The organism is Streptomyces sp. WZ.A104 (genome assembly GCF_002382885.1).
Taxonomy (GTDB): Bacteria; Actinomycetota; Actinomycetes; order Streptomycetales; family Streptomycetaceae; genus Streptomyces.
In genome coordinates this window covers 156,689-171,994 of record NZ_NWVL01000001.1, presented here as the reverse complement: position 1 = coordinate 171,994, position 15,306 = coordinate 156,689, and the positions used below count along the sequence as shown (strand labels likewise).

The 15,306-nt window shown below is 69.4% G+C and carries 13 protein-coding genes and 1 pseudogene; 9 read left to right on the top strand and 5 right to left on the bottom strand.

Annotation, left to right across the window (positions count from 1 at the left end):
• The first annotated feature begins 43 nt into the window (after window positions 1-43).
• The gene (locus CIB93_RS00755) at window positions 44-889 is read left to right on the top strand and encodes an HAD family phosphatase (RefSeq protein ID WP_096622925.1); all 846 of its coding nucleotides are present in this window, start codon (window positions 44-46) and stop codon (window positions 887-889) included.
• 430 nt (window positions 890-1,319) lie between these two features.
• On the opposite strand, the gene CIB93_RS00750 is transcribed toward CIB93_RS00755, so the two are convergent.
• Window positions 1,320-2,144 carry an oxidoreductase gene (locus CIB93_RS00750; RefSeq protein WP_096622923.1) on the bottom strand — a complete coding sequence of 275 codons (825 nt, stop codon included), beginning with the start codon at window positions 2,142-2,144 and terminating at the stop codon, window positions 1,320-1,322.
• A gap of 102 nt (window positions 2,145-2,246) precedes the next feature.
• Here CIB93_RS00750 and CIB93_RS00745 point away from each other — a divergent pair, with 102 nt between their 5' ends.
• The 3 genes and pseudogenes from CIB93_RS00745 (at window position 2,247) to CIB93_RS00735 (ending at window position 5,009) form a co-directional block, all read left to right on the top strand.
• A complete protein-coding gene (locus CIB93_RS00745; RefSeq protein WP_096622921.1) occupies window positions 2,247-3,242 on the top strand; it encodes an ATP-binding protein in 996 nt (331 codons plus the stop codon).
• Window positions 3,243-3,468: 226 nt separating this feature from the next.
• Window positions 3,469-4,086, top strand: coding sequence for a DUF1707 domain-containing protein (locus CIB93_RS00740; protein ID WP_096622919.1), 618 nt, complete (start codon window positions 3,469-3,471; stop codon window positions 4,084-4,086).
• Window positions 4,087-4,129: 43 nt separating this feature from the next.
• Window positions 4,130-5,009 (top strand): annotated as a pseudogene (locus CIB93_RS00735) (IS5 family transposase).
• Window positions 5,010-5,037: 28 nt separating this feature from the next.
• Here the strand turns inward: CIB93_RS00735 and CIB93_RS00730 are convergent.
• Complete coding sequence (locus CIB93_RS00730; protein ID WP_096622917.1) at window positions 5,038-6,348, bottom strand: hypothetical protein; 1,311 nt, start codon at window positions 6,346-6,348, stop codon at window positions 5,038-5,040.
• A 410-nt stretch (window positions 6,349-6,758) separates the two neighbouring features.
• On the opposite strand from CIB93_RS00730, the gene acs reads away from it, so the two are divergent.
• From acs to CIB93_RS38535, 5 genes are all read left to right on the top strand, one after another.
• Complete coding sequence (acs, locus tag CIB93_RS00725; RefSeq protein WP_096622915.1) at window positions 6,759-8,756, top strand: acetate--CoA ligase; 1,998 nt, start codon at window positions 6,759-6,761, stop codon at window positions 8,754-8,756.
• 221 nt (window positions 8,757-8,977) lie between these two features.
• On the top strand, window positions 8,978-10,384 hold the full coding sequence (gene nhaA, locus CIB93_RS00720; RefSeq protein ID WP_096622913.1) for a Na+/H+ antiporter NhaA: 1,407 nt from the start codon (window positions 8,978-8,980) through the stop codon (window positions 10,382-10,384).
• Between the two features lie 40 nt (window positions 10,385-10,424).
• The gene (locus CIB93_RS00715; protein WP_096622911.1) at window positions 10,425-10,958 is read left to right on the top strand and encodes a phage holin family protein; all 534 of its coding nucleotides are present in this window, start codon (window positions 10,425-10,427) and stop codon (window positions 10,956-10,958) included.
• Complete coding sequence (locus CIB93_RS00710; protein ID WP_096622909.1) at window positions 10,955-11,962, top strand: alpha/beta fold hydrolase; 1,008 nt, start codon at window positions 10,955-10,957, stop codon at window positions 11,960-11,962. Before CIB93_RS00715 ends, CIB93_RS00710 begins: the two co-directional genes overlap by 4 nt.
• Before the next feature lie 115 nt (window positions 11,963-12,077).
• Entirely contained in the window at window positions 12,078-12,281 is a 204-nt protein-coding gene (locus CIB93_RS38535) for a hypothetical protein (RefSeq protein WP_096622907.1), read from the top strand.
• A gap of 27 nt (window positions 12,282-12,308) precedes the next feature.
• Here the strand turns inward: CIB93_RS38535 and CIB93_RS00700 are convergent, their stop codons facing one another.
• The 3 genes from CIB93_RS00700 to nth form a co-directional block, all read right to left on the bottom strand.
• On the bottom strand, window positions 12,309-13,514 hold the full coding sequence (locus CIB93_RS00700; RefSeq protein ID WP_096622905.1) for a MarP family serine protease: 1,206 nt from the start codon (window positions 13,512-13,514) through the stop codon (window positions 12,309-12,311).
• 90 nt (window positions 13,515-13,604) lie between these two features.
• The gene (locus tag CIB93_RS00695; RefSeq protein WP_373558704.1) at window positions 13,605-14,375 is read right to left on the bottom strand and encodes a CoA pyrophosphatase; all 771 of its coding nucleotides are present in this window, start codon (window positions 14,373-14,375) and stop codon (window positions 13,605-13,607) included.
• A 106-nt stretch (window positions 14,376-14,481) separates the two neighbouring features.
• On the bottom strand, window positions 14,482-15,228 hold the full coding sequence (gene nth / locus CIB93_RS00690; RefSeq protein WP_069735622.1) for an endonuclease III: 747 nt from the start codon (window positions 15,226-15,228) through the stop codon (window positions 14,482-14,484).
• Window positions 15,229-15,306 lie beyond the last annotated feature (78 nt).

Genomic DNA, 15,306 nt, shown 5'->3' with positions numbered 1-15,306 from the left:
GGCAAACCCACGCGCCGGATTTTACGCCGAATGGTGGGCCCCTATGCTCAGCGTTGTGGAAAACCGCTTCTCGCCGCGCACAGCAGCCTTCTTTGACCTGGACAAGACGGTCATTGCGAAGTCTTCGACGCTGACCTTCAGCAAGTCCTTCTACCAAGGCGGACTGATCAACCGCCGCGCCGTACTGCGCACCGCGTACGCACAGTTCGTGTTCCTTGCCGGGGGCGCCGATCACGACCAGATGGAGCGGATGCGTGAATACCTCTCCGCCCTCTGCAAGGGATGGAACGTCCAGCAGGTCAAGGAGATCGTCGCCGAGACCCTGCACGACCTGATCGACCCGATCATCTACGACGAGGCCGCCACCCTCATCGAAGAACACCACATGGCAGGACGCGACGTGGTCATCGTTTCGACCTCGGGCGCGGAAGTGGTCGAGCCGATCGGGGAACTGCTCGGCGCCGACCGCGTGGTCGCCACACGCATGGTCGTCGGCGACGACGGCTGTTTCACGGGGGAGGTCGAGTACTACGCCTACGGGCCGACCAAGGCCGAGGCCGTGAGGACCCTCGCCGCCTCCGAGGGGTACGACCTCTCGCGCTGCTACGCCTACAGCGACTCGGCGACCGACGTACCGATGCTGGAATCGGTCGGGCACCCGCACGCGGTCAACCCTGACCGCGCGCTGCGCCGCGAAGCGACCCTTCGCGAGTGGCCGATTCTCGTCTTCAACCGCCCGGTCCGGCTCAAGAAACGCCTGCCCGCGTTCTCACTGCCGCCCCGCCCCGCCCTGGTGGCAGCGGCCGCGGTCGGTGCGGCCACGGTCACAGCGGGGCTGGTCTGGTACGCCAACCGCCGACGCACCGCCGGAGCAGCCCTGCCCGGGTGAACCCCGGACCGAGGCCTCGCCGGCGAGGCCCCTCCGGGGGCCGGGCCCCTCGCCAGAGAAAGGCCCGCCCGATTCGCCCTTGATTGAACCTAAAAGTAAAGAAGTGGGGCCAGGGGTTTCCCTTCCCCTGGCACTGGAGTAGAAAGGACTCAACGGCCCGCGAGACCAAGGACATCCGCGAGGATGACCTGTGACGCAAGACGGCCCCACGGACCGAGCACGGAAGTCGAGCACCCACGCGACGTCGACCCGTCGATTACGGGCCAGCCGCACCAGGTGACGGGCAAAGCACCCGACCTGATGGGCACATATCGAGGACGCTTGGTAACTGGGCGGACGTGCCAGCGGCGGTACCGCACCTCGGTACCGCCGCAACCCTTGCCCGGGGCGCCGTCACCCGCCGGGCCCCTGCCGCCCGGCCGGACGCCGCCTACGCCGCGCCGCGCTGCAATGCCTCGCACACCGCCGTCGACTCGCGCACACCCAGCTCGACCGCCCGCCCGCAGTGCGCGATCCAGGCGGCCATCCCCTCCGGGGTCCCGGCTGTGTAGCCCTCGAGTGCCGCGACGTAGGCCGCCCGGCCCTGCTCCGCGTGCCCCACCTCGGCCGGGCAGATCGACTTCGGGTCCAGCCCGCTGCCGATCAGGACAATGCGCTCGGCGGTGCGAGCGACCAGGCCATTGTGGGAACCGAAGGGGCGCAGCGCGAGCAGCTCACCGTGCACCACGGCGGCCGTGACCAGGGCGGGGGCCGTACCGCCCGCGATGATCAGCTGAGAGAGCCCTTCCAGTCGTCCGGCAACCTCGTCGGCATCGGGGAGCGGAGCCTCGACCAGCGGTTCGTCGACGGATTCACCCGCCAGCCTGGGCCGGCCCACCGCATCGTCGGGGGTCGCCCCGCCGGCCGCCACCAGATGCAGCCGAGCCAGTACCCGCAGCGGCGACTGCCGCCAGATGGAAAGGAGTTGACCCGCTTCCGCGGTGAGCCGCAGGGCGGCGCCGACCGTGCGCGTCTCGCCGTCACCACTGAAGTCGGTACGCCGCCGCACCTCCTCAAGATTCCAGTCGGCACCGGCCAGCGCGGCCGATCCACGGGAACCCCGCAGCGCGGCTTCGGCCGTGACCTCGTTGCTGCGGCGCCGCATGACGCGGTGACCGTACACACGGTCGACGGCCTTGCGTACGGAGTCCACGGCGTCGGGCACCCCGGGCAGAGCGCCGAGCGCGGCGAGCGGGTCTGAGGCAGTCGTACTCATAAGTAGCGAGGCTACGCGCCCACTCCACCCGGACCACCCTCAAGTGGCCTTCTTCACGAACATCGACAACACAAAGAGATCATGCCGCTACCCTAGGTGAACATGAAGATCGCTTTCGTCGGGAAGGGCGGCAGCGGAAAGACCACGCTGTCCTCGCTCTTCATCCGCCACCTCGCCGCCAATGAAGCCCACGTCATCGCCGTGGACGCCGATATCAACCAGCACCTGGGGGCCGCACTCGGCCTGGACGAGGCGGAGGCAGCCGCGCTGCCCGCCATGGGTGCGCACCTGCCGCTCATCAAGGACTACCTGCGTGGCACCAACCCGCGCATCGCCTCCGCCGCGACGATGATCAAGACGACTCCCCCCGGCGAGGGCTCACGGCTGCTGCGGGTCCGCGAGGACAATCCGATCTTCGACGCCTGTGCGCGGACGGTCCTGCTCGACGACGGCGACATCCGGCTGATGGCGACCGGCCCCTTCACGGAGTCCGATCTCGGCGTCGCCTGCTACCACTCCAAAGTCGGAGCCGTAGAGCTCTGCCTCAATCACTTGGTCGACGGCCCGGACGAGTACGTCGTGGTCGACATGACGGCAGGCTCGGACTCGTTCGCCTCGGGGATGTTCACCCGCTTCGACATGACATTCCTGGTCGCGGAGCCGACTCGTAAGGGAGTGTCGGTGTACCGCCAGTACAAGGAGTACGCCCGGGACTTCGGCGTCGCGCTGAAGGTCGTCGGCAACAAGGTGCAGGGCCCGGACGACCTGGACTTCCTGCGCTCGGAGGTCGGCGACGACCTGCTGGTCGGGGTCGGCCACTCCGATTGGGTACGGGCGATGGAGAAGGGCCGACCGTCCCGGTTCGAGCTGCTGGAGGCCGACAACCGGATGGCCTTGCAGACCCTCCAGGACGCCGCCGAGGATTCGTACGAGCTCCGCGACTGGGAGCGCTACACGCGGCAGATGGTGCACTTCCACCTGAAGAACGCCGAGAGCTGGGGCAACGAGAAGACGGGCGCCGACCTGGCCGCCCAGGTCGACCCCGCCTTCGTGCTCGACGAGCAGCGCGTCGGGGCGGGCGTCGCCGCACCCGCCTGACCCGTCACACCGCCCCGCGCACGCCGCAGCGGCCCCCCGCAGCGCCGGAGCCATCTGCCCGGCCCCTGCCGCCCTCCGGGGCCGGGCAGGGGCCGGGTGGGCCGGGCGGGGACCAGGTGGGCCGGGCGAAGGCCGGGGGGGGCGGCCTGCCAGGCGGGCTGCTAAGCGGTGTTTGAGATGTGCAGTCCCAGTCCGCTCAGTCCGCTGGCTGCTTATCCTTGTGGCCATGACTGCCCAGCCTCCGGAGCCCTCTCCGCACCCTGCTCCGCCAGGAGAGCTCCGCGCCTCTCACGACGACCGGGAAGCAGTGGTGGAGCAGCTGCGCGATGCGGCAGCCGAGGGGCGAATCGATTTCGATGAGCTGGATTCACGCCTGGAGCAGGCGCTGACGTCCAAGACTCATGCCCAGTTGGCCGTCCTGACCGCCGACTTGCCGAGGCCGAAGTCCGCTGAGAGCCAGCCGCCACTGGTGCTCAAGGGCGGCATGAGTGGCGCGTCTCGAGGCCCCGGGCGCTGGGAGGTTCCCGGGCGCGTGATCGCTCACGGAGGCGTGGGGGGTGTGAAGGTTGACTTCACCCGGGTTGAGTGCCGCCTCATGGAGGTCGCAGTGGAGGCGTACGGGGAGACATCTGGTGTCACGATCGTCATCCCCGACGGCTGGGCCGCGGACACCAACGGCATGGATCCCGGCGTCGGCGGCCTGACCGACAAGACCACTCCCGACCGGCTTCCAGGGACTCCGCTGATCCGGCTCACCGGGGCCGGCGGCATGGGGGGAGTAATCATCCGCCACCCCAACCGCCGGGAACAGTGCAAGCTGCGAAGCAACCCGGCGCAGGGCTAGGACGCGTGCCGAGGTGTTGACCAAGATCTGAAACGATCTTGGAATGGCTCGTGGCGATCTGACGGGCGAACAGTGGGTTTGGCTGGAGCGGCTGTTGCCGCCGATACCGACTATGGGGCGTCCGCCACGGCATCGGCGGCAGGTCTTCGACGGGATCTGGTGGCGTGCTCGCACGGGCTCGCCGTGGCGGGACATACCCGAGCGGTACGGTCCGTGGGATACCGCGTACACGCTCTTCCGCCGCTGGCAGATCGACGGCACTTGGGCCAGAGTCTTGAAGAAGTTGCAGGGCAAGGCCGATGCTGCCGGGCATCTCGTGTGGGAGGTGTCGGTCGATTCCACGATCCGCCGGGCCCACCAGCACGCCGCCGGGGCGAGGAGAAGGAGGGCTGCTGATCCGGGCCGGGGCGACTCCCGGCGGCCTGGCGGCCGAGCCGGACGACCACGCGCCTGGCCGCTCGCGCGGCGGCCTGACCACCAGGATCCACCTGGCTGTTGACGCCTCGTTTCACGTTCTGGCCGCTGTGGTCACCGCTGGGCAGTGAGCCGATGCCCCGGTGTTCACCGGGGTTATGGACCGCATCAGTGTTCCGCGGATCGGTGGCGGACCTCCGCGCACCCGACCTGCTCACGTCCTGGCCGACCGCGCGTACTCCTCCCGTCAGATCCGCCAGTACCTGCGTCGCCGGCAGATCCCGCACACCATTCCGGAGAAGCGCGACCAGGCCGGGCACCGCCTTCGCAGGGGTTCGACCGGTGGTCGCCCGCCCGGCTTCGACCGTGAGCGATACAAGGCCAGGCGCAAAGTCGAATGCCGGATTGGGCCCCTCAAGCAGGCCAGAGGGGTCGCGACGCGGTACGAAAAACTCGCCGTCCGCTACGAAGCTACCGTTCAACTCACTTTGATTCGCCAGGCCTTGTGACCACATTTCGAACACGGCTGCTAGGCCTCTACTCCCTGCCCGCCCCCTTGCCCGCCGTCTTGCCCGCAGGCGATGCGGCAGCGGGCTGGGCTCCCAGGTAGGACGACCAACCCTCCTTCGGCGCCTGGCCGACGCCGAGCGTCGTGAGCTTGGCCAGCACGTTCGGGTCTTGGGCATCCAGCCAGTCGGCGAGCTGCCGGAAGGACACGCAGCGCACGCCCTCCTTGGTGCACACCCGCGCGATGGTCTCCTCGATGGCGCGCATGTAGGTGCCGCCGTTCCAGGACTCGAAGTGGTTGCCGATGATCAGCGGCGCCCGGTTGCCGTTGTACGAGCGGTCGAAGGCCTGGAGGAGGCCGTCCCTCATCTGGTTTCCCCAGAACTCGTGCTTCGAGGGGTCGCCCTGCGTGGCCGTACCGGACTGGTTGACCATGAAGTTGTAGTCCATCGAGAGGGTCTCGAAGGCGCGGCCGGGCATCGGGACGAGCTGGAGCGGGATGTCCCAGACCCCGTTCTTCTTCTTGGGCCAGACCTGGTTGCCGACGCCGCTGGAGTCGTAGCGGAAGCCCATGTCCCGGGCCGCGGCGACCATGTTCTTCTGCCCTTCGAGGCAGGGAGTCCGGGCGCCGATCAGTTCCTTGTCGTAGTCGAAGGGGAGCGGGGCCTCGCCCTTCAGCTCCGGAGCGTTGCTCTTCCAGCTCTTGACGAAAGCTTTCGCCTGCTCGATCTCGCTCCTCCACTCCTCGACGGACCAGGTCCCGACGCCGCCGTCCGCGCCGCAGAAGTGTCCGTTGAAGTGGGTGCCGATCTCGTTGCCGTCCTTCCAGGCGGCACGGACCTCGGCGAGGGTGTTGCGGATGCCCTCGGTGTCGTTGAAGCCGATGTCGGAACGGCCCGGCGCGTGCTTGGGCGGGTTGTAGAGGTCCCGCTTCTCCTCCGGCAGCAGATACACACCGCTGAGGAAGTACGTCATGGTGGCGTTGTACTTCTTGGCCACGCCGCGGAAGTGGGAGAAGAGCTTCTGGCTGTCCTCCCCGGCCCCGTCCCAGGAGAACACCACGAACTGCGGGGGCTTCTGACCGGGCGCCAGGCGTTCGGCGGTCGGGATCTTCGGCTGAACCCCGGTGAAGGCGGTGGATCCGTCCCCGATGAGCTTGACCGCGTTCTTCGGGGGAGCCTCGGGTGCGTTCTCCTTGGCGCCGTGCGCCCCCTTCTCCGCACCGGCTCCCGCTCCCCCGGTCGCGGGCCCTCCGGACCCGGCGCCGGAACAGCCCGCGAGTACGGCGGCCACAGCCGTGGCCATGACGCCCAAGGCGATCCTCTTCGTGGCGGCCATCATCCGCCCACCCTCTTCCTTGCAGGTTCGTTTGCGTCGAAGTGCCGACACGGCGAGGTCAAACTCGCACACGGTTCCGGACAGCAAGGGCGACAGGCCGAATGAAAAGCTGCCTATTCGCTGGGACGGATGACGCGCTGGCCCGATTGCGCGGGCGGGCGCACGGGTGGGCCGAACCGCCCCGGCGTCTGAACCGGAGGGCCCCCGGGGCCGTGAGACCTGATGACCCCGGTCCACGCCGCACGGCAGGAGCACCGCACGGCAGACCAGGGCGACTTTGCGCCACACCTCACGGATACGCGTCGTAAAGCCGCCCTGACCAGCGGAGCGGGATCATGCTTCCATACACGAAGACACAGGTCTAAACCAATTCCCGGCAGGCACTTGTCACCCGGCCTCGCGCCTGATGAGCTATGCGCCGGGACACAACGGACACCCTGGGACTGGGAGAAGTCGTGAGCAACGAGAGCCTGGCCAACCTGCTTCGGGAAGAGCGGAAGTTCGCTCCGCCTACCGAGCTGGCCGCCAACGCCAACGTCACCGCAGCGGCGTACGAGCAGGCCGAGGCGGACCGGCTGGGCTTCTGGGCCGAGCAGGCCCGCCGCCTGACGTGGGCCACCGAGCCGACCGAGACCCTCGACTGGAGCAACCCGCCCTTCGCGAAGTGGTTCGCGGACGGCAAGCTGAACGTCGCGTACAACTGCGTGGACCGCCACGTCGAGGCGGGCAACGGCGACCGGGTCGCCATCCACTTCGAGGGCGAGCCGGGCGACAGCCGCGCCATCACCTACGCGGAGCTGAAGGACGAGGTCTCCCGGGCCGCCAACGCGCTCACCGAGCTGGGTGTCGGCAAGGGCGACCGGGTCGCCGTCTACCTGCCGATGATCCCCGAGGCCGCCGTAGCGATGCTGGCCTGCGCCCGCATCGGCGCCACGCACTCGGTGGTCTTCGGCGGCTTCTCCGCCGACGCCATCGCCGCCCGCATCCAGGACGCGGACGCCAAGGTCGTCATCACGGCCGACGGCGGCTACCGCCGCGGCAAGCCCTCCGCGCTCAAGCCCGCGGTCGACGACGCCGTGTCCCGTATCGACAGCGTCGAACACGTCCTCGTCGTCCGCCGCACCGGTCAGGACACCGCCTGGACCGAGGGCCGCGACGTCTGGTGGCACGAGATCACCGGCCGCCAGTCCGCCGAGCACGCCCCGGAGGCCTTCGAGGCGGAGCAGCCGCTGTTCATCCTCTACACCTCGGGCACCACCGGGAAGCCGAAGGGCATCCTGCACACCTCCGGCGGCTACCTCACCCAGGCGGCGTACACCCACCAAGCGGTCTTCGACCTCAAGCCGGAGTCCGACGTCTACTGGTGCACCGCCGACGTCGGCTGGGTGACCGGCCACTCGTACATCGTCTACGGGCCACTGGCCAACGGCGCGACCCAGGTCATGTACGAGGGCACGCCCGACACCCCGCACCAGGGCCGCTTCTGGGAGATCGTGCAGAAGTACGGCGTCACGATCCTCTACACGGCGCCGACCGCGATCCGTACGTTCATGAAGTGGGGGGACGACATCCCCGCGAAGTTCGACCTGAGCAGTCTCCGGGTCCTCGGTTCGGTCGGTGAGCCGATCAACCCGGAAGCGTGGATGTGGTACCGGAAGAACATCGGCGCCGACAAGTGCCCCATCGTGGACACCTGGTGGCAGACCGAGACCGGCGCGATGATGATCGCGCCGCTGCCGGGCGTGACGGAGACCAAGCCGGGCAGCGCCCAGCGCGCGCTGCCGGGCATCGGAGCCACCGTCGTGGACGACGAGGCGAACGAGGTTCCGGACGGCGGGGGCGGCTATCTCGTCCTCACCGAGCCGTGGCCGTCGATGCTCCGCACCATCTGGGGCGACGACCAGCGGTTCATCGACACCTACTGGTCGCGCTTCGCGGGCAAGTACTTCGCGGGCGACGGTGCGAAGAAGGACGAGGACGGCGACATCTGGCTGCTCGGCCGGGTCGATGACGTCATGCTCGTGTCGGGCCACAACATCTCGACCACCGAGGTCGAGTCCGCCCTCGTCTCGCACCCCTCGGTCGCCGAGGCCGCCGTGGTCGGTGCGGCCGACGAGACGACCGGCCAGGCCATCGTCGCGTTCGTGATCCTGCGCGGGAGCGCGACCGCCTCCGACGAACTGGTCGCCGACCTGCGCAACCACGTCGGGGCGACCCTCGGCCCGATCGCCAAGCCCAAGCGGGTGCTGCCGGTCGCCGAACTGCCGAAGACCCGGTCCGGCAAGATCATGCGCCGTCTGCTGCGCGATGTGGCCGAGAACCGCGAGCTGGGCGACGTCACCACGCTCACCGACTCCTCGGTGATGGACCTGATCACCACCCAGCTGCCGTCCTCGTCCTCCGAGGACTGAGAGAACCTTCCTGCTTACGGCTCCGATGGGCATCCGGCGAGGCGCCGGGTGCCCATCGGCGTCTGCGGGGACGATCAACGGGTAAGGGTTGAAGCACCCCAGGTAGAGTGTGCGCCTGCAGTCATAACGTCATACAGATCTCCACAGGGGCGCCGGGAAGTCTGGTCGGCACGTGTCATCAGCCATGCCATTTTCGCTGTACTGATCCGGAGGACTCCTTCGTGGCCGCGCCAACCCCCACTCCCTCCCCGCCCCGCCGCACCCTTCTCGGCCGACTGCCGCTCCCCGAGCGGAGCTACGTGGCCGAGGCACTGCGTACCGAGACCGTCGGCGGTATCCTGCTGCTGGTCGCCGCAGTCGCGGCACTCATCTGGGCCAACACCTTCGGTGGTTCGTACGCCTCGGTGAGCGACTTCCACTTCGGCCCGGACTTCCTCGGACTGGACCTCTCCGTCGCGCACTGGGCGGCTGACGGAATGCTCGCCGTGTTCTTCTTCGTCGCAGGCGTCGAACTGAAGCGCGAGCTGGTCGCGGGCGAGCTCCGAGACCCCAAGGCCGCCGCCCTGCCGGTGGTCGCGGCGCTCTGCGGCATGGCCGTGCCCGCCCTGGTCTACACGCTTACCGTGGTCGTCGGCGGTGGCTCCCTGGCCGGGTGGGCCGTGCCGACCGCCACGGACATCGCCTTCGCGCTCGCCGTCCTCGCGGTGATCGGCGCCTCGCTGCCGTCCGCACTGCGGGCCTTCCTGCTCACCCTGGCTGTCGTCGACGACCTCTTCGCCATCCTGATCATCGCTGTCTTCTTCACGTCGGACCTGAACTTCCTGGCCCTTGGCGGAGCCGTCCTCGGCCTGGCCGCCTTCTATCTGCTCCTCCGCTTCGAGGTCCGAGGCTGGTATGTGTACGTTCCCCTCGCCCTGACCATCTGGGGCCTGATGTACAACAGCGGGGTCCACGCCACCATCGCCGGTGTCGCCATGGGCCTGATGCTGCGCTGCAGCCGCCGCGAGGGCGAGGACCACTCCCCGGGCGAGCACATCGAGCACCTGGTCCGCCCGGTGTCGGCCGGGATCGCCGTACCGCTGTTCGCCCTCTTCGCGGCCGGGGTCTCCCTGAGCGGCGAGGCCCTGGCGGGCGTCTTCACCCGGCCCGAGACCCTCGGCGTCGTCCTCGGACTCGTCCTCGGCAAGACCTTCGGCATCTTCGGCGGTACGTATCTCGCCGCCCGCTTCACCAAGGCGGAGCTGAACAAGGACCTGGCCTGGGCTGACGTCCTCGCCCTCGCCTCGCTGGCCGGAATCGGCTTCACCGTCTCCCTCCTCATCGGCGAGCTCGCGTTCTCGGACGACCCGGAGATGACCAACGAGATCAAGGCGGCTGTCCTCATCGGTTCGCTGTTCGCGGCCCTGCTCGCCTCGGTGCTGCTCAGGCTGCGGGTCCGCCGATACCGCGCCCTCTATGAGGCGGAGGAGCTGGACGAGGACGGATCCGGAATCCCCGACATCTATGAACAGGGCGATCCGGGGTACCACCTGCGGATGGCCGCGATCTACGAGGAGAAGGCGGCTGATCACCGCCGTCGCGCCGAACAGGCGGGGGCAGCGGGCATTGAGCCGGAGAGTCCGGCATGATCTGACATCGGATGTGTCGGATACGGAGAGGGAGTCAGGGATGAGCGACCCCGGCAGCTACGTGAGCAGCGCGGACCGCAGCATCGGGCAGCTGGTCGCCTCGGCGACGGCCGAGATGTCCGCGCTGGTGCACGACGAGATCGCCCTGGCCAAGGCGGAGGTGCGGCAGGACGTCAAGCGCGGAGCGATCGGCAGTGTGGCGTTCGTCGTCGCGGGCGTGCTGGCGCTCTTCTCGATCCCGGTGCTGAGCTTCGCCGCGGCGTACGGGATCCACAACCTGGGCCTCGGGCTCGCCTGGTCGTTCCTGATCGTGGGCGCGGCGTTCATCCTGCTGGGCGCTTTGCTGGCGTTCCTGGGCATCAGGAAGTTCAAGAAGGTCAAGCCGCCGCAGAAGTCGATCGCCTCGGCCAAGCAGACCGCCGCCGTCCTCCAGAGCGCGAAGCCGCACCCGCGGCCGTCCGTCGAGGCCGCCGCGATCATCGAACGTTCCTCCGGCAGCAGCCTGGCGAAGAAGGCCGTCGAGGGCCGGTCCGGTCGGGATGAGGCCGACGCTGTGGGACGCTCGTCCACATGACGGTTCCCGATTCCAGCGCATGCGGTCCGACGGAGAGCGGGGCAGCGGTCCCGCCCGACCGGGCCGGTGCGGCGGGCCGGCCCGCCGCCGGGGGCCCCGTACGCATCGACGGCCCCTGGACCCACCGTGACGTGGCGGCCAACGGGGCGCGTTTCCACATCGCCGAGGCGGGCGACGGGCCGCTGGTGCTTCTGCTGCACGGCTTCCCGCAGTTCTGGTGGACCTGGCGCCACCAGCTGACCGCGCTCGCCGACGCGGGCTTCCGGGCCGTGGCGATGGACCTGCGCGGGGTGGGCGGCAGCGACCGGACGCCGCGTGGTTACGATCCCGCCAACCTGGCCCTCGACGTCACCGGGGTGATCCGCTCCCTCGGCGAGCCCGACGCGGCCCTGGTCGGCCACGACCTCGGCGGCTACCTCGCCTGGACGGCCGCTGTGATGCGGCCCAAGCTGGTCCGCCGGCTCGCCGTCTCCTCCATGCCCCACCCGCGCCGCTGGCGCTCCTCGATGCTGTCCGACGTCGCGCAGACCCGGGCGGGCTCCTACATCTGGGGCTTCCAGCGGCCGTGGCTGCCGGAGCGCAAGCTCGTCGCCGACGACGCAGCCCTGGTGGGCCGCCTCGTCCAGGAGTGGGCAGGCCCCCGGAATCCGGAGTTCCCCGACGAGAGGACCCTGGACGTCTACCGGCGGGCCATGAGCATCCCCTCCACCGCCCACTGCTCCATCGAGCCGTACCGCTGGATGGTGCGGTCGATGGCGCGACCGGACGGGGTCCAGTTCAACCGGAGGATGAAGCGGCCGGTCCGGGTGCCCACGCTGCACCTGCACGGGTCGCTCGATCCGGCGGTCCGCACCCGCAGTTCGGCGGGGTCCGGGGAGTATGTCGAGGCACCCTACCGGTGGCGACTTTTCGACGGTGTCGGGCACTTCCCCCACGAGGAGGACCCGATCGGCTTCTCCACCGAACTCATCAACTGGCTCAAGGATCCTGAGCCCGACCGGTAGCCCGCCGCCCGGCCCGGGTACAGGTGTCCGACGAACAGCCAATTGCCTGCCGCATAGGCCAATTGGCTGACTCGCCGACGATTACCGACCTTGGACCACGGGCAGACGTCGAGGTATGGGCTGGACGCACGACTTCACTGCCGAAGCACGCAACCGCCGCTCCGCCGCGACACCCGGTGTGGGCACTCATGAGGGGGGCGGCCCCAGCGGCCGGGTGCACGATGTGCATGACCTTCGCCATCGCCGGCTCGGTATTCCGCGCATCCTCCGCCGCCGGGCCCGCTGGGTCTCGGCCCGGCTGCGCCACCCCCGTAACTGACTCCCGCGCGGATGTGCGGGACAGCCTCTAGAGGGCGCAGCCCTGGCTGTCGACCTGCTGGTTGGCCGTACGCCCGATCTCGATGTCCTCGCGAATCTCGTCGGCCGTCAGCGCGTAGCCGGTGTCCGGGTCGTCGAGCGACTTCGCGAACACCACTCCGTACACCTTTCCGTCCGGAGTGAGCAGCGGGCCGCCCGAGTTGCCCTGACGCACCGTCGCGAAGAGCGAGTAGACGTCGCGGCGGACGGTGCCCCGGTGGTAGATGTCCGGGCCGTCGGCCTCGATGCGGGCGCGCACGCGGGCGGAGCGCACGTCGTACGCACCGTTCTCCGGGAAGCCCGCGACGATCGCGCTGTCGCCGGTCTTGGCGTCGCCGTTCGTGGCGGTGAACTCCAGGGGCCTGGCCCGGAGGTCGGGGACGTCCAGGACCGCGATGTCGCGCTGCCAGTCGTAGAGGACGACCTTCGCGTCGTACAGCCGGCCTTCGCCGCCGATCTGGACGGTGGGTTCGTCGACGCCGCCGACGACATGGGCGTTGGTCATGACCCGGCGCTCGGCGAAGACGAAGCCGGTCCCTTCGAGGACCTTGCCGCAGCTCGGGGCCGTACCCACGACCTTGACGATCGACTTCTTGGCGCGCGCGGCGACCGGGCTGCCCACCAGCGCCGGATCGGGGGCCTTGACCTCGGTGATCGGCTCGTTGGCGAACGGGCTGAAGACCTGCGGGAAGCCGTTCTGGGCCAGGGTGGAGGAGAAGTCCTTGAACCAGTTGGGCGCCTGTTGGGGCATCACCCGGTCGACCCCGAGCAGGACCGAGGAGCTGCGGACCTCCTTGCTGACGGTCGGCACAGCGGTGTTGGCGAGCAGCAGGCCGATCAGCCAGGCCACCATCAGCATGGCCACCACATTGACCAGGGCACCGCCCGTGGCGTCCAGGGCGCGCACGGGCGACCAGGTGATGTAGCGGCGGAGCCTGTTGCCCAGGTGGGTGGTGAAGGCCTGGCCGACGGAGGCGCAGACGATCACGATGACGACCGCGACGATGGCGGTCGTGGTGGAGACCTCGGACCCCTCGGTCACCCTGTCCCAGATGATCGGCAGCAGATAGACGGCGACGAGACCGCCGCCGAGGAAGCCGATCACGGACAGGATGCCGACGACGAAACCCTGGCGATAGCCGATGACCGCGAACCACACGGCGGCGAGCAGCAGCAGGATGTCGAGCACGTTCACCGTCTATAGCCTCGCAGTTTCGTCACCTGGCCCGTCGGTGGTGACGGGGTCCGGGCCGGGCCCGGTACAGCGCAGCAGAGAGTCAGCGTGTCATGCGCGCCAGTCGAGCGGCACCTGTCTGGACCTGTCCCACGGGCGTTCCCAGCCCGCGTAGTACAGAATCCGGTCGATCACTCCGGCCGTGAAACCCCAGACGAGAGCCGATTCGACCAGGAATGCCGGACCGTGGTGCCCACTGGGGTGCACGGCCGTGGCCCGGTTGGCGGGGTCCGTGAGATCCGCCACGGGAACCGTGAAGACCCGGGCCGTCTCGGCCGGGTCGACCACCCCGACCGGGCTGGGCACGCGCCACCAGCCGAGCACGGGCGTCACGACGAAGCTGCTGACCGGGATGTACAACCGGGGCAGCACACCGAAGAGCTGCACGCCCCGAGGGTCGAGCCCGGTTTCCTCCTCGGCCTCACGCAGCGCCGCCCGCAGCGGTCCTGTGGTGGCCTGGTCGCCGTCCTCGGGGTCGAGCGCACCGCCGGGGAAGGAGGGCTGCCCGGCGTGCGAGCGCAGGGTCCCCGAGCGCTCCATGAGCAGCAGCTCGGGCCCGCGCTCCCCGTCCCCGAACAGGACCAGGACGGCGGACTGCCGACCCGCCCCGCTCTCGGGCGGCAGGAAGCGGCTCAGCTGCTGCGGCCGGACGCTGCGCGCGGCGCTCGCGACCGGGTCGAGCCAGGCGGGCAGCCCGTCAGTGGTCACGGCGAGGGCCTCGTCGGGGACTCCGCCGCCGGTCTGCGTCGCGCCTTGTGTGTCCGTATCCGTGTCCCTGTCCGTATCCGTATCCGCGTCCGCGTGCGTCTGCGTCTGCGTCATAGGCACCCCCGTCGTTTCACAACGCCTGTCGTCGGCCATTTCGTTCCGAGCCGTTCCGTCCTGAGGGAGTGCGGTGCCGTCCTGGGCTGTCCGGAGGGCGTGACCCTCACCCGGCTCCCAGCGCGGGCGCGGGCTTGCCCGGGTAGTCGGCGGGCGGGCTGAGCCGCTGGCCCGGATAGCCGCCCATCTCGTACTTCAGGAGCTTCCTGGCCTTCTCCGGATCGGTCTCGCCCTCCCCGTACGACGGGCAGAGCGGGGCGATGGGGCAGGCGCCGCAGGCGGGCTTACGGGCGTGGCAGATGCGGCGGCCGTGGAACACCACCCGGTGCGAGAGCATCGTCCACTCGCTCTTCGGGAAGATCCCGGCGACCACCGCCTCGACCTTCACCGGGTCCTCCTCGTCCGTCCACTTCCAGCGCCGCACGAGGCGGCCGAAGTGCGTGTCGACAGTGATTCCAGGGACGCCGAAAGCATTGCCCAGAACGACATTGGCGGTCTTGCGGCCGACCCCGGGCAGCTTGACGAGATCCTCCAGCCGCCCCGGGACCTCGCCGCCGAACTCGTCCCGGAGAGCGGCCGATAGGCCGAGCAGAGACTTGGTCTTGGCCCGGAAGAACCCGGTCGGCCGGATGATCTCCTCCATCTCCTCCGGCACGGCCGCCGCCATGTCCTCCGGCGTGGGATAGGCGGCGAACAGAGCGGGAGTCGTCTGGTTGACCCTCAGGTCGGTGGTCTGGGCGGAGAGGACCGTGGCCACGAGGAGCTCGAAGGGGTTACGGAAGTCCAGCTCGGGATGGGCGTACGGATACACCTCGGCGAGCTCGCGGTTGATCCGGCGCGCCCGGCGGACCATCGCGAGGTGCGACTCCGCCTTCGGCTCCTTGCGCGCTGTCGCCGCCTTGGCCTTAGCTGCTTCGGCCGAAGCCGCCGT

Excerpts from the sequence above, each read along its gene's own strand:
- CIB93_RS00755 (WP_096622925.1), top strand. The coding sequence starts at position 44 with ATGCTCAGCGTTGTGGAAAACCGCTTCTCGCCGCGCACAGCAGCCTTC.
- CIB93_RS00750 (WP_096622923.1), bottom strand. The coding sequence starts at position 2,144 with ATGAGTACGACTGCCTCAGACCCGCTCGCCGCGCTCGGCGCTCTGCCC.
- CIB93_RS00745 (WP_096622921.1), top strand. The coding sequence starts at position 2,247 with ATGAAGATCGCTTTCGTCGGGAAGGGCGGCAGCGGAAAGACCACGCTG.
- CIB93_RS00740 (WP_096622919.1), top strand. The coding sequence starts at position 3,469 with ATGACTGCCCAGCCTCCGGAGCCCTCTCCGCACCCTGCTCCGCCAGGA.
- CIB93_RS00730 (WP_096622917.1), bottom strand. The coding sequence starts at position 6,348 with ATGATGGCCGCCACGAAGAGGATCGCCTTGGGCGTCATGGCCACGGCT.
- acs (WP_096622915.1), top strand. The coding sequence starts at position 6,759 with ATGCGCCGGGACACAACGGACACCCTGGGACTGGGAGAAGTCGTGAGC.
- CIB93_RS00715 (WP_096622911.1), top strand. The coding sequence starts at position 10,425 with ATGAGCGACCCCGGCAGCTACGTGAGCAGCGCGGACCGCAGCATCGGG.
- CIB93_RS00710 (WP_096622909.1), top strand. The coding sequence starts at position 10,955 with ATGACGGTTCCCGATTCCAGCGCATGCGGTCCGACGGAGAGCGGGGCA.
- CIB93_RS38535 (WP_096622907.1), top strand. The coding sequence starts at position 12,078 with ATGGGCTGGACGCACGACTTCACTGCCGAAGCACGCAACCGCCGCTCC.
- CIB93_RS00695 (WP_373558704.1), bottom strand. The coding sequence starts at position 14,375 with ATGACGCAGACGCAGACGCACGCGGACGCGGATACGGATACGGACAGG.
- nth (WP_069735622.1), bottom strand. The coding sequence starts at position 15,228 with ATGGTCCGCCGGGCGCGCCGGATCAACCGCGAGCTCGCCGAGGTGTAT.